Annotated in this window: 23 protein-coding genes; 7 read left to right on the forward strand and 16 right to left on the reverse strand. The window is 67.8% G+C overall.

The annotated features are described in order from the left end of the window. Window positions 1-15: 15 nt before the first annotated feature. The gene (locus EV560_RS14040; protein WP_131856760.1) at window positions 16-804 is read left to right on the forward strand and encodes an amino acid ABC transporter ATP-binding protein; all 789 of its coding nucleotides are present in this window, start codon (window positions 16-18) and stop codon (window positions 802-804) included. Between the two features lie 233 nt (window positions 805-1,037). Next, window positions 1,038-1,325, forward strand: a complete 288-nt coding sequence (locus EV560_RS14045; RefSeq protein WP_131856404.1) for a hypothetical protein — start codon at window positions 1,038-1,040, stop codon at window positions 1,323-1,325. Between the two features lie 87 nt (window positions 1,326-1,412). Here the strand turns inward: EV560_RS14045 and EV560_RS14050 are convergent, their stop codons facing one another. Both EV560_RS14050 and EV560_RS35775 read right to left on the reverse strand, forming a co-directional pair. Beyond that, window positions 1,413-2,573, reverse strand: coding sequence for a glycerophosphodiester phosphodiesterase (locus EV560_RS14050; RefSeq protein WP_131856405.1), 1,161 nt, complete (start codon window positions 2,571-2,573; stop codon window positions 1,413-1,415). A 332-nt stretch (window positions 2,574-2,905) separates the two neighbouring features. Further along, on the reverse strand, window positions 2,906-3,046 hold the full coding sequence (locus EV560_RS35775; protein ID WP_165923460.1) for a hypothetical protein: 141 nt from the start codon (window positions 3,044-3,046) through the stop codon (window positions 2,906-2,908). Between the two features lie 182 nt (window positions 3,047-3,228). Here EV560_RS35775 and EV560_RS14055 point away from each other — a divergent pair, with 182 nt between their 5' ends. Together EV560_RS14055 and guaA are read left to right on the forward strand one after the other, a co-directional pair. Then, the gene (locus tag EV560_RS14055; RefSeq protein ID WP_131856406.1) at window positions 3,229-4,527 is read left to right on the forward strand and encodes an RsmB/NOP family class I SAM-dependent RNA methyltransferase; all 1,299 of its coding nucleotides are present in this window, start codon (window positions 3,229-3,231) and stop codon (window positions 4,525-4,527) included. 48 nt (window positions 4,528-4,575) lie between these two features. Then, window positions 4,576-6,141 (forward strand): glutamine-hydrolyzing GMP synthase, encoded by a 1,566-nt coding sequence (gene guaA, locus EV560_RS14060; protein WP_131856407.1) that lies wholly within the window; start codon window positions 4,576-4,578, stop codon window positions 6,139-6,141. Window positions 6,142-6,168: 27 nt separating this feature from the next. Here the strand turns inward: guaA and EV560_RS14065 are convergent, their stop codons facing one another. Together EV560_RS14065 and EV560_RS14070 are read right to left on the reverse strand one after the other, a co-directional pair. Further along, a complete protein-coding gene (locus EV560_RS14065; protein ID WP_131856408.1) occupies window positions 6,169-6,999 on the reverse strand; it encodes a hypothetical protein in 831 nt (276 codons plus the stop codon). A 73-nt stretch (window positions 7,000-7,072) separates the two neighbouring features. Next, a complete protein-coding gene (locus EV560_RS14070) occupies window positions 7,073-7,300 on the reverse strand; it encodes a hypothetical protein (RefSeq protein WP_131856409.1) in 228 nt (75 codons plus the stop codon). A 113-nt stretch (window positions 7,301-7,413) separates the two neighbouring features. Here EV560_RS14070 and EV560_RS14075 point away from each other — a divergent pair, with 113 nt between their 5' ends. After that, the gene (locus EV560_RS14075) at window positions 7,414-7,986 is read left to right on the forward strand and encodes an HdeD family acid-resistance protein (protein WP_131856410.1); all 573 of its coding nucleotides are present in this window, start codon (window positions 7,414-7,416) and stop codon (window positions 7,984-7,986) included. Window positions 7,987-8,016: 30 nt separating this feature from the next. Continuing rightward, on the forward strand, window positions 8,017-9,501 hold the full coding sequence (locus EV560_RS14080; protein ID WP_131856411.1) for an alpha/beta hydrolase: 1,485 nt from the start codon (window positions 8,017-8,019) through the stop codon (window positions 9,499-9,501). 2 nt (window positions 9,502-9,503) lie between these two features. Here the strand turns inward: EV560_RS14080 and EV560_RS14085 are convergent, their stop codons facing one another. The 8 genes from EV560_RS14085 to EV560_RS14120 form a co-directional block, all read right to left on the reverse strand. After that, the gene (locus EV560_RS14085) at window positions 9,504-11,309 is read right to left on the reverse strand and encodes an SLC13 family permease (RefSeq protein WP_131856412.1); all 1,806 of its coding nucleotides are present in this window, start codon (window positions 11,307-11,309) and stop codon (window positions 9,504-9,506) included. A gap of 116 nt (window positions 11,310-11,425) precedes the next feature. Next, window positions 11,426-13,057 (reverse strand): complex I subunit 5 family protein, encoded by a 1,632-nt coding sequence (locus tag EV560_RS14090; protein WP_131856413.1) that lies wholly within the window; start codon window positions 13,055-13,057, stop codon window positions 11,426-11,428. After that, complete coding sequence (locus tag EV560_RS14095) at window positions 13,054-14,589, reverse strand: complex I subunit 5 family protein (protein WP_131856414.1); 1,536 nt, start codon at window positions 14,587-14,589, stop codon at window positions 13,054-13,056. Before EV560_RS14095 ends, EV560_RS14090 begins: the two co-directional genes overlap by 4 nt. Beyond that, the gene (locus EV560_RS14100) at window positions 14,586-14,933 is read right to left on the reverse strand and encodes an NADH-quinone oxidoreductase subunit K (protein ID WP_131856415.1); all 348 of its coding nucleotides are present in this window, start codon (window positions 14,931-14,933) and stop codon (window positions 14,586-14,588) included. Before EV560_RS14100 ends, EV560_RS14095 begins: the two co-directional genes overlap by 4 nt. Then, a complete protein-coding gene (locus tag EV560_RS14105) occupies window positions 14,930-15,862 on the reverse strand; it encodes an MnhB domain-containing protein (RefSeq protein ID WP_131856416.1) in 933 nt (310 codons plus the stop codon). Before EV560_RS14105 ends, EV560_RS14100 begins: the two co-directional genes overlap by 4 nt. Beyond that, window positions 15,859-16,149: a cation:proton antiporter gene (locus EV560_RS14110; RefSeq protein WP_131856417.1), complete on the reverse strand. Its 291-nt coding sequence runs from the start codon at window positions 16,147-16,149 to the stop codon at window positions 15,859-15,861. Before EV560_RS14110 ends, EV560_RS14105 begins: the two co-directional genes overlap by 4 nt. Further along, window positions 16,149-16,439 carry an MrpF/PhaF family protein gene (locus EV560_RS14115; RefSeq protein WP_131856418.1) on the reverse strand — a complete coding sequence of 97 codons (291 nt, stop codon included), beginning with the start codon at window positions 16,437-16,439 and terminating at the stop codon, window positions 16,149-16,151. Before EV560_RS14115 ends, EV560_RS14110 begins: the two co-directional genes overlap by 1 nt. Then, window positions 16,432-16,998: a Na+/H+ antiporter subunit E gene (locus EV560_RS14120; protein ID WP_131856419.1), complete on the reverse strand. Its 567-nt coding sequence runs from the start codon at window positions 16,996-16,998 to the stop codon at window positions 16,432-16,434. Before EV560_RS14120 ends, EV560_RS14115 begins: the two co-directional genes overlap by 8 nt. A gap of 236 nt (window positions 16,999-17,234) precedes the next feature. Between EV560_RS14120 and EV560_RS14125 the strand changes: the two genes are divergently transcribed. Further along, complete coding sequence (locus tag EV560_RS14125; protein WP_131856420.1) at window positions 17,235-18,980, forward strand: metallophosphoesterase family protein; 1,746 nt, start codon at window positions 17,235-17,237, stop codon at window positions 18,978-18,980. On the opposite strand, the gene EV560_RS14130 is transcribed toward EV560_RS14125, so the two are convergent. The 4 genes from EV560_RS14130 to EV560_RS36385 form a co-directional block, all read right to left on the reverse strand. Beyond that, window positions 18,970-20,013, reverse strand: coding sequence for an AI-2E family transporter (locus EV560_RS14130; RefSeq protein WP_131856421.1), 1,044 nt, complete (start codon window positions 20,011-20,013; stop codon window positions 18,970-18,972). The two genes, EV560_RS14125 and EV560_RS14130, sit on opposite strands and share 11 nt — an antisense overlap. A gap of 85 nt (window positions 20,014-20,098) precedes the next feature. Next, on the reverse strand, window positions 20,099-21,169 hold the full coding sequence (locus tag EV560_RS14135; protein ID WP_131856422.1) for a patatin-like phospholipase family protein: 1,071 nt from the start codon (window positions 21,167-21,169) through the stop codon (window positions 20,099-20,101). A gap of 37 nt (window positions 21,170-21,206) precedes the next feature. Next, on the reverse strand, window positions 21,207-22,940 hold the full coding sequence (locus tag EV560_RS14140) for a hypothetical protein (protein ID WP_248312042.1): 1,734 nt from the start codon (window positions 22,938-22,940) through the stop codon (window positions 21,207-21,209). Continuing rightward, window positions 22,940-23,461 (reverse strand): DUF1269 domain-containing protein, encoded by a 522-nt coding sequence (locus EV560_RS36385; protein ID WP_248312069.1) that lies wholly within the window; start codon window positions 23,459-23,461, stop codon window positions 22,940-22,942. The genes EV560_RS14140 and EV560_RS36385 overlap by 1 nt, the downstream gene beginning before the upstream one ends. Between the last annotated feature and the right edge of the window lie 101 nt (window positions 23,462-23,562).

Genomic DNA, 23,562 nt, shown 5'->3' on the forward strand with positions numbered 1-23,562 from the left:
ACAAAGACCATGGCAATGGCTGAAACCAAGAACACCCGCCCTGCGGCGCTGAAGCCGACCTCGCTGAACACCGCGGTCGCGGTCGAGATGATCGGCGTCAACAAGTGGTACGGCGAGTTCCACGTGCTCAGGGACATCAACCTCAAGGTCGCGCGCGGCGAGAAGCTGGTCATCTGCGGCCCGTCGGGCTCCGGCAAGTCGACGATGATCCGCTGCATCAACCGGCTCGAGGAGCACCAGAAGGGCAACATCATCGTCGACGGCACGGAACTCACCAACGATCTCAAGAAGATCGACGAGATCCGCCGCGACGTCGGCATGGTCTTCCAGCACTTCAACCTGTTCCCGCACCTGACCATCCTCGAGAACCTGACGCTGGCGCCGATCTGGGTGAAGAAAATGCCCAAGCGCGACGCCGAGGAGATCGCGATGCACTATCTGCGCCGGGTCAAGATCCCGGAGCAGGCGGCGAAATATCCCGGTCAGCTCTCGGGCGGCCAGCAGCAGCGCGTCGCCATCGCCCGCTCGCTCTGCATGAGCCCGAAGATCATGCTGTTCGACGAGCCGACCTCGGCGCTCGACCCCGAAATGGTCAAGGAGGTGCTCGACACCATGGTCTCGCTGGCGGAGGAGGGCATGACCATGCTCTGCGTCACCCACGAGATGGGCTTTGCCCGCCAGGTCGCGGATCGCGTCATCTTCATGGATGCCGGCCAGATCGTCGAGATGAACGAGCCGAACGAGTTCTTCAAGAACCCGCAGCACGAGCGCACCAAGCTCTTCCTCTCGCAGATCCTGCACTGAGGCCGCGAGCCGCTGTTTCCGAAGGGCGCGCCGGGCAAATCCGGCGCGCCCTTTTATTATCGGCGTAGGCATGGTCGAGATGCGCCTCTCCCTGACAGAAAGCGCCTTGGCCGCAAGCTCTTGGCAGTAATCTCACGCTGTTGTCGTTGCTCTCCCCGGGACTATCGCTGTGGAGACCTCGGGAACAATCAGGCAAGACGCTCGTTCTCTGCTCCAAATCGGAGGAACGCGCGATGAAATTCATCATCCCGGCTATGACTGCTGCTGTCCTGCTCGCGACGGGCGGGGCCTATGCTCAATCGATCAACGTTGGCCCGGGCGGTGTCTCGGTCGATACCCGCACGCCGCATGAGCGCCACATGGATCGCGAGATCCGGCGCGAGGAGCGCTGGCGTGATCGCGAGCGCGAGCGTGCCCGCTGGGAGCGCAGCAATTATCGCGGCGGCGATTGTCGCACCGTGACCACGCGCGAGGAAACGCCGCGCGGCGTCGTCAGGCGCACGACCCGCGTCTGCGATTGATCGCAGTCGATAACTGAAAAAGCCCGCCTCGCGACGAGCGAGGCGGGCTTTTCGTTGTTTGAGCGGTGGGCCCTCTACCTTGGGCGCCTACTTGCCGTCGCGCGCCTTCACGGCATGGTCCGGGAAGTCGGAGAAGAGGCCGTCGATGCCGAGGTCGAAATAGGGCTTGTACTCGGCGACCGGGTCGCCCTTGTAATTCGAGGCGAGGCGCTTGGGCTCGCTGCGGAAGGTCCAGGTATGGACGTAGAGCCCCGCCGCATGTGCGTCCTTGACCACGTTGGTCGGCTGGATCAGCACCCGATCCTGATCGTCGATCTTGCCGTCGCCATTGAGATCCTTCGGCTTGCCATCCTCGCCGATCACCTGCTTGGCCGCGAGGATATAGGGCTTCCAGGGGGCGACGATGTCGGCATAGGTCTTGATCTCCTTCAGGCCTTCCGGCGTCAGCAGATCCTTGAAGGTGCGCTTGTCGCCGAGCACGGCGAAGTCGTAGGGCCGGTCGAACGGGGCGGCGAGCACGATATTGCCGTCCTTGTCGACATCATCCGCGTCGACGAGCTGGGAGAGGCGAAGCTGCGTCTTGCCGCGCAGATACTTGAGATTCGCGGTCTCGAAGCTCTGGATGATCACCGGCGAGGACTTTTCGCTCCAGCCAGCTGCCTTGAGCTGCTCCAGCAGCTTGTCCTCGATCGCGAGGCCGAGCGCGCTGTGGAAGGTCGAGTGCTTGATCTCGGGATAGATCCCGATCGTGCGGCCGGTGCGGGCGCTCTCGCTCTTGGCGAGGTCGATAATCTCCTGCAGCGTCGGGATCTCGAACTTGCCGTTATAGGACTGGTCGCGATCGTCGAATGGCTGCTTGGCGCGCAGCGTCTTGATCTCGGCGAGGGTGAAATCGCTGGCGAACCAATCGTTGGTGTCGATGCCGTCGATCTTCTTGACCGTCTTGCGCGAGGCGAATTCCGGGCGGGTCGAAACGTCGGTCGTGCCGCTCATCATCGGCTCGTGGCGGGCGACGAGCACGCCATCCTTGGTCGAGACCAGGTCGGGCTCGATGAAGTCGACGCCCATCGCGATCCCGGTCTTGTAGGCTTCGAGCGTGTGGTCCGGCCGATGGCCGGCCGCGCCGCGATGGCCGACGACGAGCGGCTTGGCGCCGTCCAGCGTCGGCGCAGCGGTCTGGGCGAGGGCGGGCGCGCCGGCGAAGGCGAGTGTGGCCAGCATCGTGGCCGACAGGAGCATCTGCTTCATGGGTCCGATCCTTGATCGCGGTCTATGGCCGCGACCATGATCAGGCGATGTGACAGCCCGGTGAAGTGCTTTTCTCGGACCCAGCCGGCTCGGGCTGCCCCGGCGCATCGGCCCGAAAACTGGAGCGCAGCATTCGGACAATGCCGGCGCGAAGCCAAGGATCGAGGCCCCGGAGTGTCGGTTATCCCGGTCCTGCGGTCGGTATTGCCGTCAACAGAAAGCCCGCGACGACATGATGAATGTCGTCGCGGGCTCTCATGAAACACATCAAGCAACCGCTCGAAGTGCCGCTCGGATTTGCTCGAACGGCGCTTGCGCGGTTCCCGCTATGATCAGCGGCGATTCTCGAGCGTGGTCTTGGCGTCGAGGCGCTTGCTCGGCGGCGGGGTCAGGTCCTGCGGAGGCGTGGTGGCGCAGGCGGCAAGCCCGAGCGTAATGAGAGCGGCAAGCGTGAGACGGCTGAGGCGCTGCATGGCGAGACCCTTTGTCGCGAGGAAGCAGTTGCCACGTCTTGCAGCTTGTGAAACGACCACGTCAAGCGCGCCGCAACGCGGGTGGGCATTCCTGCGCCTCATGTTCGCGTTCTTCGAAAGAAAAAGATGAGCCTGTGCCAATTCTTCCACACTGACTCGCCGCGTCTTCGGAGCGTTACGGCATGACGCCCGCCGCCCGCATCAGCGCCGCCATCGAGGTGCTGGACGACATCATCGCCCGCCGCCGCCCGGCCGCCGATGCGCTCAAGGATTGGGGCCTGTCGCGCCGCTTCGCCGGCTCCAAGGACCGGGCCGCGATCGCGACGCTGGTCTATGACGCGTTGCGCCGGAAATCCTCCTCCGCCTTCGCCATGGGTGATGAGAGCCCGCGCGCGCTCGTGCTCGGCATGCTCGCCAGCGTGCGCGGCCTGGAGATGGAGGAGATCGCCGAGCTCTGCTCCGGCGAGAATCACGCTCCCGCGCGGCTGAGCGAGCAGGAGGCGCGGAACCTGATCACCTTCGATCTGGACGCCGCGCCCGATTGGGTCAGCGCCGACGTGCCGGAATGGCTCTGGCCCTCCTTCTCCGCGAGCTTCGACACCGAGGCCATCACCGAGGGCCAGGCGCTCGCCGGTCGCGCCCCGGTCGATATTCGCGTCAACCGGCTGAAATCGAGCCGCGACAAGCTCCTGGACGATCTCGCTCATCTCGCGCCGGAGCCGGGCGCCTGGTCGCCGGATGCGATCCGCTTCCTGCCGGGGCCGGATGGGCGCGGTCCTTCGCTCCAGACCGAGCCGGGCTTCTTCGACGGCGCCTTCGAGATCCAGGACGAGGGCTCGCAACTCGTCGCGCTGCTTTCGGGCGCCGAGCCCGGCCAGACAGTGATCGACCTGTGCGCCGGCGCCGGCGGCAAGACCCTGGCGCTGGCCGCGCTGATGCGGAACGAGGGCAGGCTCTTCGCCACCGATCTCGACAGCCGGCGGCTGGCGCCGCTGCATGACCGGCTCGCGCGGTCGGGCGCGGCCAATGCCGAGGTCCGCGTGCCGAAGAACCGCGGCCACGAGGCGCTGGCCGATATCATGGGCCAGGCCGATTTGGTGCTGGTCGATGCGCCCTGCACCGGCTCGGGCACCTGGCGGCGCAATCCCGACGCGAAATGGCGGGTGCGCCCGGGCGCGCTCGCCGAGCGCATCAAGGACCAGGCCGAGGTGCTGGCCCGCGCCGCGAAGCTGGCCAGGCCCGGCGGCCGCATCGCCTATATCACCTGCTCGGTCCTGCCCGAGGAGAATGACGGCGCCGTCGAGACCTTCCTCGGCAAGCATCCCGGCTTCGCGCCGGTGCCGCTGGCCGAGGTGCTCGCCACGGGCGAGGGCGACTTTCGCCTGCTCGCCCGCTTCGCCACCCGGTTCGGCCTGCAATTATCGCCGAACCGCATGGGCACGGACGGGTTCTATCTGGCCTGCGTCAGACGGGGAGATTGAGGGCTTTTCGGCCGTTGCGCGGGCGCACGTGATGGCGTAACCAGCGCCATGACGAGCACCATCCCTCACGACTCCATCCTCATCATCGATTTCGGCAGCCAGGTGACGCAGCTGATCGCGCGCCGCGTGCGCGAGATCGGCGTCTACTGCGAGATCGCGCCGTTCCAGTCGGCCTCCGAGGCCTTTGCCCGGATGAAGCCGAAGGGTGTCATCTTCTCCGGCGGCCCGGCCTCGGTGCCAGACGCCAACTCGCCCCGTGCCCCGCAGGAGGTCTTCTCCGCCGGCTTGCCGGTGCTCGGCATCTGCTACGGCCAGCAGACCATGGCCGAGCAGCTTGGCGGCAAGGTCGAGAGCGGCCACGCCGCCGAGTTCGGCCGCGCCGATGTCGAGATCGTCACGCCGTCGGCACTGTTCGAGGGCATCTGGGAGGAGGGCGGCCGCTACCCGGTCTGGATGAGCCATGGCGACCGCGTCACCCAGCTCCCGGCGGGCTTCACCGTCAAGGCGACCTCGGAGAACGCACCCTATGCGGTGGCGAGCGACGAGGGCAGGCGCTTCTACTCGACCATGTTCCACCCCGAGGTGGTGCATACGCCGGATGGTGCCAAGCTGCTGCGCAATTTCGTCGTCAACATCTGCGGCTGTACGCCGGACTGGAGCATGGCGGCCTATCGCGCCGAGTCCATCGCCAAGATCAAGGCGCAGGTCGGCTCCGGCCGCGTGATCTGCGGCCTGTCGGGCGGCGTCGACTCCGCAGTTGCAGCCGTTCTCATCCACGAGGCGATCGGCGACCAGCTCACCTGCGTCTTCGTCGATCACGGCCTGATGCGCCTCGGCGAGGCCGAGCAGGTCGTGACGCTGTTCCGCGACCACTACAACATCCCGCTCGTCCATGTTGAGGCGGAAGAGCTTTTCCTCTCCGAGCTCGCCAAATGCGGCGCCGATCCGGAGGCGAAGCGCAAGACCATCGGCCGGCTCTTCATCGACGTCTTCGACGCCGAGGCGGCCAAGATTGGCGGCGCCGATTTCCTGGCCCAGGGCACGCTCTATCCCGACGTGATCGAGAGCGTCTCCTTCTCCGGCGGCCCCTCGGTGACGATCAAGAGCCACCACAATGTCGGCGGCCTGCCCGAGCGCATGAAGATGAAGCTCGTCGAGCCGCTGCGCGAGCTGTTCAAGGACGAGGTCCGCGTGCTCGGCCGCGAGCTCGGCCTGCCCGAGGCCTTCGTCGGCCGCCATCCCTTCCCAGGCCCCGGCCTCGCGATCCGCTGCCCCGGCGAGATCACCAAGGAAAAGCTCGACATCCTGCGCAAGGCGGATGCGATCTATCTCGACGAGATCCGCAAGGCCGGGCTCTACGACGTGATCTGGCAGGCCTTCGCCGTGCTGCTGCCGGTGCGCACGGTCGGCGTGATGGGCGACTACCGCACCTATGACCATGTCTGCGCCCTGCGCGCCGTGACCTCGGTCGACGGCATGACCGCGGATTTCTATCCCTATGACATGGCCTTCCTCGGCCGCACCGCGACCCGCATCATCAACGAGGTCAAGGGCATCAACCGGGTGGTCTACGACGTGACGAGCAAGCCGCCCGGCACGATCGAGTGGGAGTGAGGGGAATAGTCCGAGGCCGCTTCCTGCCTATGCGTCCTTCGAAGCGGTATCCACGCTATCGATCAGTGCGTCGAGATTTCCGGGCCTGGAAAGCTCCGGGATCGATTTGTCTGTGATTTCCTGACTGAGCCCGAGGATGGTCTCCGGCAGGTCGCCGTAATGAGTCGGCCCCGCCACGTGAATGCTCATGCCGCCGCGTTCGAAAGCGTTGTCGAGAAACTTGTCGATCTCGCGGTCTGAGACGCCCGCCAGAGGAGCGGGGGTTGAGGGGGTGGCGGATCGAAACTCGGTCCAGCCACGCTCGCGCTGCCGCCGGCCGTAAGTGGCGGCTGCCTGGTCGAACCCGACATGAAGGAGTTGCTGCAGCCTGAACATCGAGTCGATGAGAAGGGATTTCTCGATCGGCCGCCCGGGCGCCTGTCGCAGCAGCGTCGATTCGATCAGACGGAAGATGTCCGGCGACACCGCGTTCTCCAGGAGTTGGTCCGCATAATTCACCGGTCTGATCACGAGATCGGTCCGGGATTGCGGAGCACGCAGCATTTGCCGCAGCTGCGGACGGGCGCCGATTCTCGGGAGGTTCGCCGGGTTGACGCCGTCGAGATGCAACGCGAACAGGGCCCGATGCGCAGCCGCGATGCGGTTCGTCCCCGAATAATCGCCCTTTACGTCCTGAAAGGACGCCCCGCCGTAACCTGTTGCCCGGTTCGCAAGATCACGAGCACGCAAGCATGTCGCCTGAGCGAGGATCTCCGACATCGTATTCAGTCGCCCGGTCGCATGAACCGCAAGCGCGCCGGGGTCAATTGGCGATGGCAGGTGATATTGCTGCATTCCGCCAGGCACGAAGCCAGTCATTGTCCTCGACATATCCCGCTCTCTTCTGGCCAGCGCGACGTCGCGGCGTTGCGCGCTGAGGCGGTTTGACCGGTCAGGCCGACATCGCTTTTTCGAGATGAGGCAAGGTGAACCCTTTGCTTTCCCCTGTAAATCTGTCGGGAAGTTCTTGCGTGAGATGGGTCACATTGGCGGCCGCTCGCTCGGATCGGCGTGAATAGGCATCCAACGTCAGCTTCGGCCGATGGAACGGCTGATTGGCTGCCCCGCGATCGAGAAAACGGGATTCCCTGACTAGCTTTGGGATTTTCTGCTCATCCATCCACCCTTCAGGACCGGCATAACTAGGTTCCGCTGGAACCGCCGATCGTTTCTGGGTGCTTCCGGCTGACAGGCAGCACCCGCTTTGATGCGAAGCTCTGGGGGAGAGGATTGATGGCCAAGACCTTGTCCCAATCGAGCGCAAGCCCACCCGGCCGCGACCTCGCCCGGGCGATCTCGGGCAGGATGATCTTGCTTGGCACCGCCCTGATCATTTGCGGTGCGGTCGCCATTGCGAGCCCGGCCATCTCGACCATGGCGGTGACGCTCTTCCTCGGCCTGGTCCTGGCCGTGGGCGGCATCGTCAAGATCGTCCAATCCTTCCTGATGAAGGAATGGGGCGGTTTCGCCTGGCAGTTGCTGGTCGGCCTGATCGAGCTTGGCGGCGGTCTGCTCGTCTATTTCAACCCGATGAAGGGCGCGATCGCGATCACTATCGTCATCGCGCTGGTGCTGATGGCGGAGGGGCTCGCACAGCTTGGGCTCGCCTTCAGGCTGCGGGCGCAGCGCGGCGTGGTCTGGATGGTCCTGTCGGGCATCATCACCATCGCCGTCGGGGCGGCCCTGGCGCTGCGGCTGCCCTATGACGGGGTCTATGCGCCCGGCACGCTCGTCGGCATCTCCCTCGTCTTCGCCGGCTGGGCCTATATCGCGATCGTGCTCGCCGCCCGCAGGGCCGCGGCCTGAGCGCGGCTGAGATTCCCGAAGGTCGACAGCATGCGTGGTTTCCTTGGGAAGTTGGTGAGGCGCGGCGCTGCGGTCCTCGTGATCATCGCGCTCTCCCTGATCGGCTTCCGCATCTACGATACCCAGCGCGGCGCGCCGCTCGAGCCCTGGCACACATTCGTGCCGCATGAGCTTTCGCTCGCCGAGCTCGATCGCGACAGCTGGAGCGATTACCTGAAGGCGGAGGATGCGGCCTTCGCCAGCGTCCGGGCCGAGGTCACGCAGAAGCTCGCGCCGGACGAGCGCATCCCGGTCAATCGCTATTTCGACGGCAGCGCGATCTATCCCGGCCATTTCAAGCAGGACTGGAACCGCTCCTATGTCATGGAGCCGGAGGGCAAGCCGGTCGGCGTCGCGGTGTTCCTGCACGGGTTGACGGATTCGCCCTATAGCCTGCGCCATGTCGCCCGCCAGTATCGCGATCGCGGCTTCCTAGCCATCGCGATCCGCTTGCCGGGCCATGGCACGGTGCCCGCCGGTCTCAGCGAGATCGAATGGGAGGACTGGCTCGCGGCGACGCGCCTGGCCGTGCGCGAGGCGAGGCGGCGCGTCGCCCCCGACGTCCCGCTGCATCTGGTCGGCTTCTCGAATGGCGGGGCGCTAGCCCTGATGTATGCGCTCGACGCGATCGAGAATCCCGAGCTGGCGCGGCCCGACCGGCTCGTGCTGATCTCGCCGATGATCGGTATCACCGCCTTCGCCCGCTTCGCCGGGCTCGCGGCGCTGCCCGCGTTCCTGCCGCGCTTCGCCAAGGCCGCCTGGCTCAGCGTCCTGCCGGAATTCAATCCGTTCAAGTACAACTCGTTTCCGGTCAATGGCGCGCGGCAGTCGCATCTGCTCACCCAGGCGCTGCAGCAGAAGATTCTGAAGCTTGCGCGCGATGGGCGCCTGAAGGATGTGGCGCCGCTCATCACCTTCCAGTCGGTGATGGATTTCACGGTGAGCACGCGGGCGATCATCACCTCGCTCTATGCGCATCTTCCGGCCAATGGCAGCGAGCTCGTGCTGTTCGATCTCAACCGTTCGACCAAGTTCGGGCCGCTGCTGAGCTCGGCCTCGGACACGCTGCTGACGCGGATACTGCCGCCGCCACCGCGCAACTTCCGGGTCGCGGTCATCACCAACGCCAGCGACGATTCCAGCGCGATGGTCGAGCGGGTGACCGAGGCCGGCGCCAGCGCCGAGACGGTGCGCGATCTCGGCCTGACCTATCCGTTCGACGTGTTCTCGCTCTCGCATGTCGCCCTGCCGTTCCCGGTGAGCGATGCACTCTACGGGCTCAATCCCGATCCGGGCGAGGATTTTGGCATCAAGCTCGGCTCGGTTGCAGCGCGGGGCGAGCGCGGCACCTTGATCGTGAATCTCGATTCGCTGCTGCGCATGTCGTCGAACCCGTTCTATCCCTATCTGAGCGACAGGGTCGACGAGTCCCTGCGCGGGGCGGCGCGGGCCTCCTCGGCAGCGCCCGGGAAATAGGGCTAGAAACGCCAGATCAGCGGCACGTAGAACACCGACATGACGAAGAACCAGATCATCAGCGGCGTGCCGAGCTTCCAGTAGCTGCTGAAGCTGTAGCCGCCTGGACCCATCACCATCATGTTGGTCGCGGTCGCGATCGGGGTCAGGAACGACGCCGCCCCCGCGATGCACAGGCTCATCATGATCGGCCGCGGCGAGACGCCCATGCTGGTCGCCGCCGCCATGGCGATCGGGATGACCAGCATCGTCGTCGCCGTATTGCTCATGATCTGGCCGAGGCTCGCGGTCAGCATGAAGAGCCCGGCGAGGAAGACGAGCGGGCCGCCGCCGCCCGTGAGGGCGACGAGATGGTCCGCCACGAGCTTGGCCGCGCCCGACTGAACCATGGCGGTCGAGAGCGGCATCATCGCGCCGACCAGGATCACGGTCGTCCAGTTGATCGCGCGATAGGATTGCTCGACCGAGATGATGCCGGCGAGAATGAGCACGCCGGCCGCCGTGAGCCCTGCGACCGCCGGCGGCACGATGCCGGTGGCGAGCATCAGCACCAGGCCGACAAGCGCCGCGACCGCGATGCCGGCGCCGGCTCCCATCGGCACGGCCTGCCGCCTGACGAGATCGGGCGAGTTGACCACCAGCACGTCGGGATCGTCGAGATGGAGGTCGAGCGCCTTCCAGCTGCCCTCGAGCAGGATCGTGTCGCCGGCCCGGAGGACATCGCCCGGTGCGAGATCGGCTCCCGAACGCTGCACGGCGAGCACGACGAGATCGCCGCTATCGGTGACCATGCCCGGAAACATCAGGCGGCCGATCAGGGCCGAGCGCGGCGGGATGACCACTTCGGCAAGGCCGGAATGACGGCTGAACAGGCTATAGCCCTCGTCGGCGGCATCGTCGCGCAGGGCGAGATGCGCTTCGGCCGCGAGCTTTGCCACCGCCTCGGCCTCGCCCTTGACCAGCAGGTAATCGCCCTCGGAGACCGTTGGCGCCCGTAGCGGCATCGCCGAGGCGCCGGCCTGCACGGCCATCAGCTCGAGCCGCGCATCGCCTGCCAGGGTCACGTCGGCCGGCGCCATGCCGATAAAGGGCGAACTGCCGCGGATGCGCAGGCGGAAGATGCCATCGCTTAGGCCGTAGTGCTCCACCAGCGTCTGGGCATGGCGGCTGAAATCGGCCGGCAGCCGGGCGCTGCTTTGCTCGGGCAGGAGGCGGCGCCCGAGCAGGAGGATGATCGCCATCGTGCCGATGAGGAGCGGCAGTCCGACCAGGGCGAATTCGGCGAAGCCGAAGCCGGGCAAGCCGGCATCTTCGAGCGCCTCCGAGACCAGGATGTTCTTCGGAGCGCCGGTGAGCAGCATGTTCGCGCCGGCATGGGCCGAGAAGGCGAGCGGCATCAGCAGCTGCGAGGGCGATTGGCGCAGGCGGATCGCGGCCATGACCACCACCGGCATCAGCGCCGCGACCGCCCCGCTGCCGCTGATCAGGGCGGTCAGGCAGCCGGCAGCCGTCATGATGATGACCAGCAGGCGCGTGCGGTTGTTCTCGCCGGCCCTGGCGATGAGGAACTGGCCGGCCCAGGCGGTCACGCCGGTCCTTTCCAGCGCGGCGCTGACGATGAACAGGCTGGCGATGAGCAGCACGGCCCGGTCGCCGAAGCCCGCCAGCGCCTGCTCGAGCGTGACCACGCCGGCCGCCCAGAGCGAGAGCGCTGCAGCGAAGGCGACGATGATCACCGGCAGCCCGTTCCAGGCGAACAGGGCGATCGTGATGGCGATGATGATCGCGGTGCTTTCGATCGGGCTCACGACGCGCGCCGCTCCTTGCCGAGGCGGGGTGAAGCTGGTCCGACGCGGCGGCCGGATCCGAGGCTGCCGGTCATGGCCGACCGTGCTGCGCCTAGCATGCTGCATGATGACATGGATCAGGCTCCCAGCATCAGCGTTCCCGCCAGCAGGGCGGCGATGATCAGGAGCCCGAGCCCGGCGACCGGCCACCGGCGCAGGGCGGCATCGGCCTGCTGGACGCCGAGCAGCAGACGGTCCAGCGCCGCGCCGCCGGCCTTGGCCAGGACGACGATATCTCCTTCGGGAACGGCTCCCCGCAGGCCCGGTAGCCGGCTGACGATCAGCATTGCGAGCCAGCCCACGGCCATCGGCCAGAGCAGCTTCCAGAGGGCCTCGACCTGGAACAGGCCCTGCACCGACTCGCCGGCAATGGCGGGGTAGAGCGACCAGGGGATGATCAGCGAAGCCGCCGCCACCACGAGCCAGGGCAGGACCTGTCCTGGCGGGGCCGACATGTCGGGGTTCTGTCGGGCATCGCGGGCGACGGTGACGATGAAATGCAGCATCAGCAGCGTGCTGCCGGCCCCCGCGAGACTCATCACGTCACCGAGGATGCCATAGCCGAGCAGCGGCTTGGTCGCGAGCTTGGCCAGTGCGCCGCTGGTCAGCGGCATGCCGCCGAGGCTGAGCGCGAGGATCGCCGTGAGCAGGAGGGCAGGGCGCAGGCGCGCACCGCCGGTCGCGGCCAGGATGCCGACGGCCAGGAAGAGCGCGCCCTTCACCAGCGTGTGGTGCACTGCGTAATAGGCGACGAACATCGTCCCGGCCGGATCGGCATTGTCGAGGCCGACGCCGAGCAGAACCGCGAGCAGGCCCATCTGGCTGACCGTCGAATAGGCCAGGATGGTCTTGGCGCGCGTCTGCGTCACGCCAATGGCGACACCATAATAGGCGGTGACGACCCCGACCGCGATCAGCACGCTTCCCCAGATTGGCAGGCCGGCTTCGAAGGGCAGGAAGCGGATCAGCCCGATGACGCCCGCCTTGACCACCACGCCGCTGAGCACGGAAGAGGCCGGCATCGGCGCGGCCGGATGGGCGAGCGGCAGCCAGATATGCAACGGCACGAGCCCCATCTTCAGCCCGAAGCCGAGGATCAGGAGTGCCGCGATGCCATTGCGCAGCAGCGAGGCAGGCAAGGTGGCGACGACATCGCGGATCAGCGGATTGGCGTCGGGATGGCTGGCCGCGAGCATGACGAAGGCGAGCAGCAGGAAGGCCTCGCTGAACAGCGCGAGGACGACATAGACGACGCCCGCCCTGTGCGCGCTCGCCGTCTGCTCGTGCACGATTAGCCCATAGGCCGCGAGGCTGGCCAAGGTGTAGACGAGGTAGAAGCTCACGACGTCGCCGACGACGAAGACGCCGAGGCTCCCGGCCAGTGTCAGCAGCCACCAGATGGCGAAACGGATCGTCGCGGGCTTGCGCCCCATATAGGCGGCGGCGAAGGCGCCGGCCGCGCTCCAGAGCAGCGCTGCGCCGCCGAGCAGGATCGCGCCGGGCCGATCGAGCAGCAGCGTCATCCGGAATGGAGCGGGAAACAGGACGAACGAGCCCTCCGGCGAGAACAAGGCCGCGATCAGGGCTGGAATCGGAGCGAAGGCGAGCAGGAGCGGAGCGTGGCGGCGGATGCCCGGGGACATGCAGGCCGCCGCCATGATGAGCGGCACGAGGATCGCGGCCGCGAGGAGGAGGCCTGCGGCATTCATGGCGCCACCGCCGTCAGGCTGTCCGGCCGGCCAATCTGCAGGAAGGCGAAGGGCTGGAGCGGCACGAGCCCGAGCAGGACGGCGGCGACCGCCAGGACCAGCGCCGCCAGCTCGAGCCGGCGCGGGATCGGTTTGCGCGGCGCAAGCGGGATCGCGGGCGTCGCCAGCGCCCGGTCGACGACGCGGAAGACATAGCTGCCGGCGAGCAGCCCACCGGCCAGGATCGTGGCGGCGAGCCAGGGGTGCCCGCCGATGACGGCCGCCGTCAGCAGGAGACATTTGGCGACGAAGCCGCCGCTCGGCGGAATCCCCATCAGCGACAATCCGGCCAGCCCGAACGCCGCGGCGCTGATCGGAAGCGCGCGGCCGAAGCCGCCGAGATCGGAGATGCGGTCATGGCCGTAGGCCTCGGCGATGGCGCCCGCGGCCAGGAACATCGCGGCCTTGGCGAGCGCGTGCGAGATGAGCTGCAGCGCGCCGCCCGTCCAGGCGATCGTGCCCCAGGGCGGCAGCGTCTCGCTGCCGGAGGCGAGCGGGAAGACGATGAAGAGATAGCCGATCTGCGCCACCGTCGAATAGGCGATCATCAGCTTCAGCCGCGCCTGCCTGAGCGCCATGACGCTGCAGAACAGGATCGAGGCGGCGCCGAGAACGGCGAGGAACTGCCCGGCGAACGCGGCCGACTGCGGTGGCGCGACGTCGAGGACGAGCCGCAGGATCAGGAAGAACGGCGCCTTGATCACGAGCGCCGAGAGGACGGCGCTCGCGGAGGCCGGGGCGCCGGCATGGGCCGGCGGCAGCCAGAGATGCAACGGGAACAGCGCGGCCTTGGCCAGGAGCCCGGCGATCATCAGAGCCAGCGCGACCGGGAACACCGGGCCTTCTGCGCTCGCCTGCGAGAGGAGGCTGATATCGAGCGTGCCGAAGCTACCATAGATAAGGGCGGTGCCGAGCAGGTAGAGCAGCGAGCCGAGCAGCGCGAACATCAGGTAGCGTAGCGCGGCAGCCATGGTCTCGGCGCGTCCGTCGAGGCAGACGAGTGGCACCGCCGCGAAGGTCAGCAATTCCAGGGCGACATAGAGGTTGAACAGGTCCTCGCCGACGAAGATCGCATTCAATGCGCTCCAGACCGCCATCAGCAGGATCCAGAAGCTCGTCGGCGCCCGGCCGTGGCTCGTCGCGGGGTCGAGCTGCTGCTGCGCATAGCCGAAACAGCCGGTCGCCGCGATGACGAGCGCCGTCATCGCCAGCATCGCCACGGAGGTCCCGTCGGCGCGCAGAGCGATGCCGAGCGGCGGCTGCCAGCCGCCGACGACATAGGTCAGCGCCTCGCCGGTCCGCAGGAGCTCGGCCAGGATGGCGATGGTGACGAGCAGGCCGATGGCGAGCGTGGCCAGCGCGATGCGCCGGGTCCAGCGCGGGCCGAGGGCCAGCATCAGCAGCACCGCGACCACGGGCAGCATGACCGCGAGGACGAGCAGGACGCCGCCCGGCGTCGCGACATGGGCTGGTTCGGTCGCGAGTGGGCTCATGCCTCGCTCCGCGGGGAATGCTCCTGCGCCGCTTCGAGCGTCTCGCGACCGGTCAGGTCGAACAGGCGTTGCAGGAGCGCGACGGCGAGCGCCGTGGCCGAGAAGGCGACGACGATGCCGGTGATCACCAGCGCCTGCGGCACCGGATCGCCGCCGAAACCGGCTCCCGCCCCGCGCCGCGCGACGGCACCGAAGACGAGGAAGATGCCGGCGCCGAGGATGTTGAAGCCGACGATCCGGCGCAGCAGGCCGGAATGGGTGATCACGACGAAAAGGCCGATGCCGGCGAGCGCCGCGCCGCACAGGCCGAACAATGTCGCCGGGCCGAGCGCTGCGACGCTCATCGGCCCGACGCCATCTGCGCCGGGCCTGCGACCAGCAGGCCGAGGGTCGCGGCGATCGACAGGGTCAGGGCCGCCTCGATGCCGACGATCAGCGGCTTGGCGATGCTCTCGGGGTAGGAGAGGAAGCCGCCAGCCATCGCGAAGCCGAGAAAGCCGATCGCCACGAACAGCGCCGGCCCGGCGATCAGCGTGAGCCGCAGCGCCTTGCCTCGCGTCTCGGGCTCGGGGCTGAGGCCGGCCAGCATGACGAGCAGCCACATCGCCGCGAGCACCGTGCCGGCCTGGAAGGTTCCGCCCGGCGCGTCGGCGCCGACCCAGCACATATAGACCGCGATCAGCACGCCGAAGGGCGGCAGCATCTGTGCGAGATAGGCGAGCGGCTCGGGCACGAGGGCAGGGCGCAGCCTCGGGGCGCCGCCCCAAAGACCGTCGGGAGCAAGCGACCAAACGCCGATGAGCGCGAGGATGAGGACGACCTTCTCGAGCAAGGTGTCGAGTGCCCGATAGGCGAGGAGGACCGCGGTCACCGGGTTGCCGAGGCCTGTTGCCGGCAGCGCCGCCGCGGCGGCCGGGGCGAGCGTCGGCGCCGGCGAGGGGAAGGCGAGGACGACCAGCATGAGACCGACCGTGACCATGACGCAGGCCACGGCCGTCACCGCCTTGCCCACGACGCCCTTCGACGGGCCGCCGGGCTTGCGCTTGCGCAGATGCGCCTCGGCTCGCAGGAGCAGCATGCCGGTGACGCCGCCGCCGATCGCCGCCTCGGTCAGCGCGACGTCGAGCGCGGCGATCCGGGTCCAGCCCAGGCCGAGCAGCAGGCCGAAGGCGATGAATGCGACGATGGCGTCGCGGTCGCCGCGTGCGGAGGTGACGTAGAGCGCCAGGGCGAGCAGCCAGGCGACGAGCGCAAGATCGAGCAGCAGGCTCATGGGCCGGGCTTGCGGCGGTAGACGGCGCCGGCGATGAGCTGGCTCGCCGTCGCGGCCGAGAGCTGCGCCAGCAACCAGACGCAGACCAGTTTGAGCGCGCCGGTCACGCTCTCGCATTGCGGCAGAAGGCCGACGACGACGAGGCCGAGCCCGAGATTATCGGCCTTGCTGAGCGCGTGCAGCCGGCTCAGCGTGTCGGGAAAGCGCAACAGGCCGAGCGTACCGGCCAGGAACAGCACCGCCCCGGCACCGACGAAGACGAGCGTGAAGGCCTCGGTCGCCGCCATCACGCCCCATCCTCCGGCCGCTCGCTGCCGTCGACATTCGGGCTGGCCTGGCCGAGCGCGAAGGCCGAGCAGGAGAAGGCAGCGAACAGCACCAGCAGGAGGGCGACATCGCTCATCGCGCCTGTCCCGGAGGCGGCTCCGAGCAGCAGGATGGCGGCGGCCCCACCGGTGCCCAGCAGCTGGACGGCCATCATACGCTCGACCGCGAATTCGGCTCGCAGCACCCGAAACAGGCCAAGCGCGGTGACGGCCAGGATGAAGAGCGCAACGCCGGTCAGGATCTCAGCCACGGCGGCCACCATCGCGTAGCATCCCGCAGAAGGCAGCCTCGTCCGCGGCGGTCTGCTCGCGGATAGGCTCGCTCCGGTCGAGACAGTGAATCTGGAGCATGTCGTCGGGATCGACCGCGACCGGCAGCTTGCCCGGCTGGAGGCTCATCACTGCGCACATGGCGCGGCGGGCGGTCCCGGCCGGCAGGGCTGTCCGGCAGGCGACGAGCCCCGGCTGCAATGCGGGCCGGGGCGCGAAGGCGCGGCGTGCCACATCCGCTCCGGCGACGACCGACTGGGGCAGGAAACGCAGCACGAAGCGCAGCAGGCCGAGCGGGGCGATCTCGCCATGCGCCGGCCAGAGCAATTCGCTCGCCCAGCTCGCGGCGGCAGCGGCGGCAAGACCGACGGCGAGGTCGACCGGCTTCGCGCCGATCAGGACGATCCAGAGAAGCAGGAAGCCGAGGCCCCTGGCGAGCACCGATGAGAGCGGGCGTGAGCCGATCGCTGGCGTCATGGGCTTCCACGGTTGGTCGAGATCGCCGGCAATCGTCGTAATCGCCTGATAATAAAGTAGCATTCGGTCCTTGGACGGTCATCGACCGCCTGTCCCACTTCTGTGCCGGGCGTCCCAAATCCGGGCCACCCCCTCCTGCGCCGGCGTTGAGTGCGTGCATGCGCCCGGCATCGGCGATAGCCTCGGGGCGGCCGGATGGTTCAGCCCCCTGGGCGCCGCGGCGGGGGGCGAGACGTGACGATTCCAGGCCGATTTCCGCCGCCGAATGCGCAATCCTCCGGTCGCGGCGGTCTCCTGCCATGATCATCGATCCGCGCGCCGGCGACGCCGAGGACGATCTCAGCAGCACCAAGAAGCGCTCGCTCCTCGCCATTGCCGGCAGCCTGCTGGGCGAGATCAACCTGCCCAAGCTCGCGCTGGCCTGGATCATCCTCGCCGGCCTGCCCGGCTTGCTGCTCGGTCTCGCGCCCCTGGTCGTCTCCGCCTGGTTCCTGTCGGTCTCGGACAGGGTCACGGCACTTGCGAGCATCGGCTCGTTGCTGCTGCTGGCCCTCGTCGCGGTCTTGGGTTGGTATGGTGTCCGCCCGCTGTTTCGCGCCGCCGAGCGCAGCTTCTGGTCGCTGAATTCGCTCGTGGTCCAGCCGGGCTATGCACTGTGCCGGGAAGGCCTGCGCCATCTGGCCGAGCGCTTTCTGTCCGCCGAAGCCAGCGAGGACAGGCGCGCCGGGTTGCGGGCTGCGACGGCTTTCGGCGCAGGTCTCGGCGCCTTCGCCTTGGCTGCGGGGCTGGCCGCGCTCGTCTGGCCGGCGACGCGCTGGTCGGGTGAGTTCGCCGATCTCGCCCAGCCCCTGCGGCTCGTCGTGCCGGCATTCGCCAACACGGTCGTGCTGATGGCGGGCTATTTCGCGCTCGCCTCGCTCGCCTGGGGTGTGGCCGATGCGAGCATGGACCAGCCGCGCGATCTTGCCGGTTTCGACGAGGTGCCGCCCTCAGCCGCGAGATGGCGCGTCGCTCATCTCTCCGACATCCATGTCGTCGGCGAGCGCCACGGTTTCAGGATCGAGAGCGGCCGCGCCGGCCCGCGCGGCAACGAGCGATTGGCAGAGGTGCTCGACAGGCTGGCCGAGATCCATGCCAGCGAGCCACTCGACCTGGTGTTGATCACCGGCGACATGACCGATGCCGGCCGCTCGGCCGAGTGGGGCGAGTTCCTCGACGCGATGGCCGGTCATCCCGAGCTGGCGCGGCGCAGCCTGATCCTGCCTGGAAACCACGACGTGAATATCGTCGACCGCGCCAATCCGGCCCGGCTCGAATTGCCGACGAGCCCCGGCAAGCGGTTGCGGCAGATGCGGACGCTGTCGGCCATGGCCGCGATCCAGGGCGAACGGGTCCATCTGCTCGATCGCAAGCGGACGCAACTCGGCGGCACGCTCTCGGAGACGTTGGAGCCGCATCGCCCGGCGATCGCGCGCTTCGCGGATGCGGGGACATTGCGTCTCTCGGCCGGGCTTGCCCAGGTCTGGGCCGACATCTTTCCGATGGTGCTCCCGCCGAAGCAGGAGGACGGTCTCGGCGTCGTCTTGCTCAACTCCAATGCCGAGACGCATTTCTCCTTCACCAATGCGCTCGGGCTGGTGGCGGAAGAGGATATGCAGGCCATGCTCGCGATCCTCAGGCGCTTCCCCAGGGCGCGCTGGATCATCGGCCTGCATCATCACCCGGTCGAATATCCGCGGCGCGCCAAGGCCTTCTCGGAGCGGATCGGCACCGCGCTGATCAATGGCAGCCGCTTCGTGCGCCAGCTCAAGCCCTTCGGCCATCGCCTCGTCGCCATGCACGGACACCGCCATATCGACTGGATCGGCCGCTGCGGCCCGCTGAGGATCGTCTCTGCGCCGTCTCCGGTCATGGAGGCGACCGACGACCAGCCGACGAGCTTCTACATCCACACGCTGGCGGCGGCGCCGGATGGAGGCCTGGCGCTGCTCGCGCCGCAGCGGATCGACATCGCGCCGCGGCCGGCCACAACCCTCACGTCGTGAGCGGCGGCGCCTCCTTCTCGGGCGAGCCGAAAAGCTCGGCCAGCCACAGGCTCGACGGATGCTGGGCGCAGAAGGTCAGGAGGGCGATCGTGATGGGAACGCCGATGAAGGCGCCGAAGACGCCCCAGAGAAAGCTCCAGAAGAACACCGAGAACAGCACCATGGCTGGAGAGATCGAGAGCGCGCTGCCGGCGACGCGCGGCTCGATATAGCTGCCGACGACGAACTGGATCAGGTTGAGGCAGGCGAAGACGGCGATGACGGCCTGCCACGAGCCGAACTGGGTCATCGCGAACACCGTCGGGAACACCGTCGCGACCAGGGGGCCGAGGAAGGGGATATAGTTCAGCGAGAAGGCGATGAAGCCCCATTCCGCCGCGAGCGGGAGCCCGACCAGCGTCGCGAAGCCCCAGACCAGCAAGCCGGTGATGACGCTCATCAGCGTCCTGACCAGCATGTAGCGGCGGATCTTGGCGGAGGTGGCGACGCAGCCGCGGAACAGAACGTCTCCGGTCTCGCGATTGCGCATGGCGCGAAGCTTGCGCCCGAAATCGTCGACCTCGAGCAGCCCGAGGATGACGTAGACCAGCACCACCAGCCAGAAGCTCATCGTGCTGTTGAGCCGGCCGGTGAGGGTCTGCGCCATGCGCAGGACCCAGCTCATGTTGAAATTCTCGGACCAGACGCCGGCGACGGCGATGCCATGCCCCTCCAGCCAGGCAGTGATCTGGTCGTAGAAATTCTGGAAGCGCGCCGCGTCGCTGACGATCCAGCGGCCGACCCGCCCGAACGCCCAGGCGATCAGCGAGCCGAAAGCGGCGAAGGCCACGACCATGATCACAACGCTGATCGCGAGCGCCAGCAGCTTGGGCAGCACGCTCTGCAGCCCCTTCTGCAACGGCCAGACCAGCGCGATGATGAACAGCGCGAAGGCGACGGGCGCGAAGACCGAGCTCGCCACCGAGAGGGCGGCGACCGCCAGGATGGTCGCGACGAGGATTTGCGCGCCGTGCAGGATCTTGCCGCTTGTCATCTGAACCCGCTTGTCATCTGAAGCCTTGGGCAGGCCGCCTGAACGAGGTCGTGCCGGATGGGCCGCGGCCCATCATCGAGGAGGATCATACGCCCTCGGTCAGCTCGTCCAGGTCAAGCGTGGAGCGCTTGCCGAGATCGTCCTTGTGCTCGCGGTAGAAGGCCTCGGCCGAATGTCTGCCTTCGCCATGGAGCATGGTCAGGAACTCCCATTCGGCATTGAGCTTCGATGAATAGCCGAGATCGGCCATCGCCTCGCTGGTGACGCGGTGGATGCGCATCTGCGCCCAGCGCGCGCCTTCGCCGCTTTCGGGATTGGCCTTCTGCCGGAGCATGGCCATCATCCGCAGCTCCTTGAGCAGCACGGCGTTGAACGAGACCTCGTTGAGGCGGTTGAGGATGTCGCGCGCGGTGCGCGGGATGCCGGGGCGCTCGACCGGGTTGATCTGCACCAGGATGGTATCGAGCGCGTGGCTGTCGCGGATCAGCGGCGTCATGGTCGGGTTGCCGGAATAGCCGCCGTCCCAATAGCCGTCGCCATCGATCTCGACGGCCTGGAACAGGGTCGGCAGGCAGGCCGAGGCCAGCAGCACGTCCGGCGTGATCTCGGCATTGCGGAACACCCGGCCCCGGCCGGTCCGCACATTGGTTGCGGTGACGAAGAGCTGGATCGGCCCGCCGGCGAGCGCGTCGAAGTCGATGACCTCGGCAAGGATATCGGTCAGCGGATTGCTGCCGCCCGGATTGAGGCTGTAGGGCGAGACCAGCCGGGACATCATGTCCATGGTGACGAAGAGCGGTGAATTGTCGAGCGTCCAGCGGCCGAGCAGGATATCGAGCGGGCTGCGCTGGAACGGGCTGAACCGGGCTGCATCAGAGACCTTGCGCCAGAACAGCTCGAGCGCCTCGCGCGCGCCGGGCCGTCCGCCCCTGGCGTAGCCCGAGGCGAGCACGGCGGCGTTCATGGCGCCGGCCGAGGTGCCGGAGATCGCGTTGATCTCCAGCCAGTCCTCTTCGAGGATGCGGTCGAGCACGCCCCAGGTGAAGGCGCCATGCGCGCCGCCGCCCTGCAGGGCGAGATCGATGATCAGGAGCTCGCGCTTGCTGGCGCCGTCGCGGCCGCGCACCACGCTGGCGAGGGAAGGGGCGCTGGTCATGTCGTTCTCATCCTGATTGCGAGGCGGGCCGGCCGGGTCACGGCGACTTCACCAGTCCTGAAAAGCCGGCGACCGCCAGCAGGCTCAGCGCCCAGCCAATGACCGACTGGAAGTAGAAATAATTGATGGCGACACGACCGCCCGGCTTCGACGGGTTCGGCCGCCAGAAGGTCCTTTGCCCCATGTCCAGCACCGGCAGCAGCGTATCGAGCGAGTACATCCACGGGCTGAAGGCGGGATAGCTCGACGCTTCCCAGCGCTGGCGGAAGCAGTCGAGCTGGGTCTGCTCCGGCGCGGCCAGCCCGCTCGTCTGCGGCGTGGCGAAAAGTGAGCGCTGCTCGGAGGTCTCGATGCCGCAGAGGGTCCATTCGGGCGCGCGCAGGACCACGGCGCTGTTCGGCATCACCGCGCCCCGGTGCTCGGCATAGGCGAAGATGGCGACGCCCAGGAGCCAGAAGAAGATCAGCCAGACGAAAGCCAGAAGCGGCTGGCGGCCATAGGCGAGGGTGATGCCGAGCACGCCGTCGACGGCCGCGAGCAGCCAGCGCAGCAGGGGGTTGCCGGCGCGCTTGCGCCTCGCCCTGCGCTGCAGCCGCTCCTTGACGACGAGCACGGCGCGGGCATCCTCGCCATGGCCCATCTCGCGGAACACGGCGGCGAGCTGCTCATAGGGCTGGGGCCAGAAATCCTCGCCGCAGCGCTCGGGCGTCTGGCGGGCCAGCCAATCCAGCCGGCTCTCGGCATCGACGGGGCCGTCGATGAAGGCACCATAGCGGCAGCGGTTCAGCAGCAGGTCGCCAAGCTTCGGCCAGGACGCGGCCTCGTCATGAATCGTGCCGATCGAAGCGCCGGTCAGCGCCAGCATGCCGTTCACCTGTGCCGCGCGCCGCAGGAAGAAGGCCCCGCGGATCGTGCTGCGGCTCAGGTCGAGCGCAGTGCTCCCGGCATGATCCAGAACCGCGCCCGAGCAATCCATGTCGCCGGCGATCTGCGCAGCAGTCAGGCGGATTTCGCCCTCGACGCGGGTGGTCCGGAGCACCACGCTGCCGCGGGCCTCGGCCTCGCTCGCCTCGATCGCGATGCCTTCCGTCGGTGTGATGACGGCGCCGGCGCAATCGAGATCGGCCGCCAGTTGCGCGCCTGCCAGATTGATGCCGCCCTTCAGCTGCGCGCCGTGGACCAGCACGTTGCGGACTTCGAGGCTGCTGGCGAGCAGGGCATAGCCGCGCGGCACGCGGATCGTCGCCCCGCCGCATTCGAGATTGCCGCCGAGGCGCGACTGCACGAGGTTGACCTCGCCATTGATCTCGGCCCCGCGCAGATAGACGCCGCCGCGCGCCTCCAGCCGCTCGGCCTGGAGGCCGGGCAGCTGCGAGCCGTCGAGGAACAGGCGGTTGATGATCGCCGCCTTGAGAATGGGCGCGGCCTCGAAATGGCAGTCGTTCAGGCCGATATCGCGGAAGACGCGGCAGGCCTCGAGGTCGAGCACGTCCGTGATCCAGGCGCCGGTGATCCGGATGCCCTTCTCATGCGGCCGGCAGCCGTCCTCGCCGCCGAGCAGCAGGAAGCGCAGGAACCGCGCCCGGACGATCCGCGCCGGATCGGCGCTCTCCGGGCGCGAGCCGTCTCCGAGCCGGTCGAAGCTGCCGCTCAGCAGCTTGGCGACGACGTCCTCTTCCGCTGGCAACAGCGGCCGGAAGTCGTCGAGGCGCGCCGTCGCGGTGGCCCATTGGGCCCGTTCAGCCTCCGCGGCGACGCTCCAGTCCGTCATCACGAAGCCGCGGGAGCCGCCGCTGCTTCGGTGCTCGCATGCGCCGCCAATGCCTCGCGCAGCGCTGCTTCCTTGGTCTCGTCGAACGAGGTGCTGATCAGCGTACCGCCGGCGCCCTTGAGATCGGCGAGGACCTTGTCGGTGGTCATCTTGCGGATGAGCAGGAAGAGCCCGGCGGTGTTGGGCTGGAGCGCGCTCGCCGCCTCCTTCATGAACTTGTCGTTGATCCCGACATCGGTGAGCTTGCCGCCGAGCGCGCCCGAGGCCGCGCCGAGGGCGGTGCCGACAAGCGGCGCCAGGAAGATGAAGCCGATCAGCGTGCCCCAGAGCGCGCCCGAGGCGGCGCCGGCCGCGGTCAGGTTCATCATCTGGTTGAGCTTGACGTGCCCCTTCTCGTCCTTGACCACGACGACCGCATCGCCGAGCTCGATCAGGTACTCGCGCTGCAGCGAGAGAACCTTCTGGCGGACCTCCTCGGCTTTCTGCTCGGTCGGAAAGGCGATGAAAACCAGATCACTCATGAGATTATCCTCCGTTGCTGGTGGGAGATGGATCGACCGGGATCTCGCGTCGTCGTGCAGCTCCGGTCGGTAGGCTGGCGCGGCGGTGGGTGGAAACGGGC

The sequence above is a fragment of the Allobosea sp. BK604 genome (assembly GCF_004341515.1).
Lineage (GTDB): Bacteria > Pseudomonadota > Alphaproteobacteria > Rhizobiales > Beijerinckiaceae > Allobosea.

Bases quoted from the DNA above. Each gene is read 5' to 3' on its own strand.
- EV560_RS14040 (WP_131856760.1), top strand. From the start codon at position 16: ATGGCTGAAACCAAGAACACCCGCCCTGCGGCGCTGAAGCCGACCTCG.
- EV560_RS14045 (WP_131856404.1), top strand. From the start codon at position 1,038: ATGAAATTCATCATCCCGGCTATGACTGCTGCTGTCCTGCTCGCGACG.
- EV560_RS14050 (WP_131856405.1), bottom strand. From the start codon at position 2,573: ATGAAGCAGATGCTCCTGTCGGCCACGATGCTGGCCACACTCGCCTTC.
- EV560_RS35775 (WP_165923460.1), bottom strand. From the start codon at position 3,046: ATGCAGCGCCTCAGCCGTCTCACGCTTGCCGCTCTCATTACGCTCGGG.
- EV560_RS14055 (WP_131856406.1), top strand. From the start codon at position 3,229: ATGACGCCCGCCGCCCGCATCAGCGCCGCCATCGAGGTGCTGGACGAC.
- guaA (WP_131856407.1), top strand. From the start codon at position 4,576: ATGACGAGCACCATCCCTCACGACTCCATCCTCATCATCGATTTCGGC.
- EV560_RS14065 (WP_131856408.1), bottom strand. From the start codon at position 6,999: ATGACTGGCTTCGTGCCTGGCGGAATGCAGCAATATCACCTGCCATCG.
- EV560_RS14070 (WP_131856409.1), bottom strand. From the start codon at position 7,300: ATGGATGAGCAGAAAATCCCAAAGCTAGTCAGGGAATCCCGTTTTCTC.
- EV560_RS14075 (WP_131856410.1), top strand. From the start codon at position 7,414: ATGGCCAAGACCTTGTCCCAATCGAGCGCAAGCCCACCCGGCCGCGAC.
- EV560_RS14080 (WP_131856411.1), top strand. From the start codon at position 8,017: ATGCGTGGTTTCCTTGGGAAGTTGGTGAGGCGCGGCGCTGCGGTCCTC.
- EV560_RS14090 (WP_131856413.1), bottom strand. From the start codon at position 13,057: ATGAATGCCGCAGGCCTCCTCCTCGCGGCCGCGATCCTCGTGCCGCTC.
- EV560_RS14095 (WP_131856414.1), bottom strand. From the start codon at position 14,589: ATGAGCCCACTCGCGACCGAACCAGCCCATGTCGCGACGCCGGGCGGC.
- EV560_RS14100 (WP_131856415.1), bottom strand. From the start codon at position 14,933: ATGAGCGTCGCAGCGCTCGGCCCGGCGACATTGTTCGGCCTGTGCGGC.
- EV560_RS14105 (WP_131856416.1), bottom strand. From the start codon at position 15,862: ATGAGCCTGCTGCTCGATCTTGCGCTCGTCGCCTGGCTGCTCGCCCTG.
- EV560_RS14110 (WP_131856417.1), bottom strand. From the start codon at position 16,149: ATGGCGGCGACCGAGGCCTTCACGCTCGTCTTCGTCGGTGCCGGGGCG.
- EV560_RS14120 (WP_131856419.1), bottom strand. From the start codon at position 16,998: ATGCTACTTTATTATCAGGCGATTACGACGATTGCCGGCGATCTCGAC.
- EV560_RS14125 (WP_131856420.1), top strand. From the start codon at position 17,235: ATGATCATCGATCCGCGCGCCGGCGACGCCGAGGACGATCTCAGCAGC.
- EV560_RS14130 (WP_131856421.1), bottom strand. From the start codon at position 20,013: ATGACAAGCGGCAAGATCCTGCACGGCGCGCAAATCCTCGTCGCGACC.
- EV560_RS14135 (WP_131856422.1), bottom strand. From the start codon at position 21,169: ATGACCAGCGCCCCTTCCCTCGCCAGCGTGGTGCGCGGCCGCGACGGC.
- EV560_RS14140 (WP_248312042.1), bottom strand. From the start codon at position 22,940: ATGACGGACTGGAGCGTCGCCGCGGAGGCTGAACGGGCCCAATGGGCC.
- EV560_RS36385 (WP_248312069.1), bottom strand. From the start codon at position 23,461: ATGAGTGATCTGGTTTTCATCGCCTTTCCGACCGAGCAGAAAGCCGAG.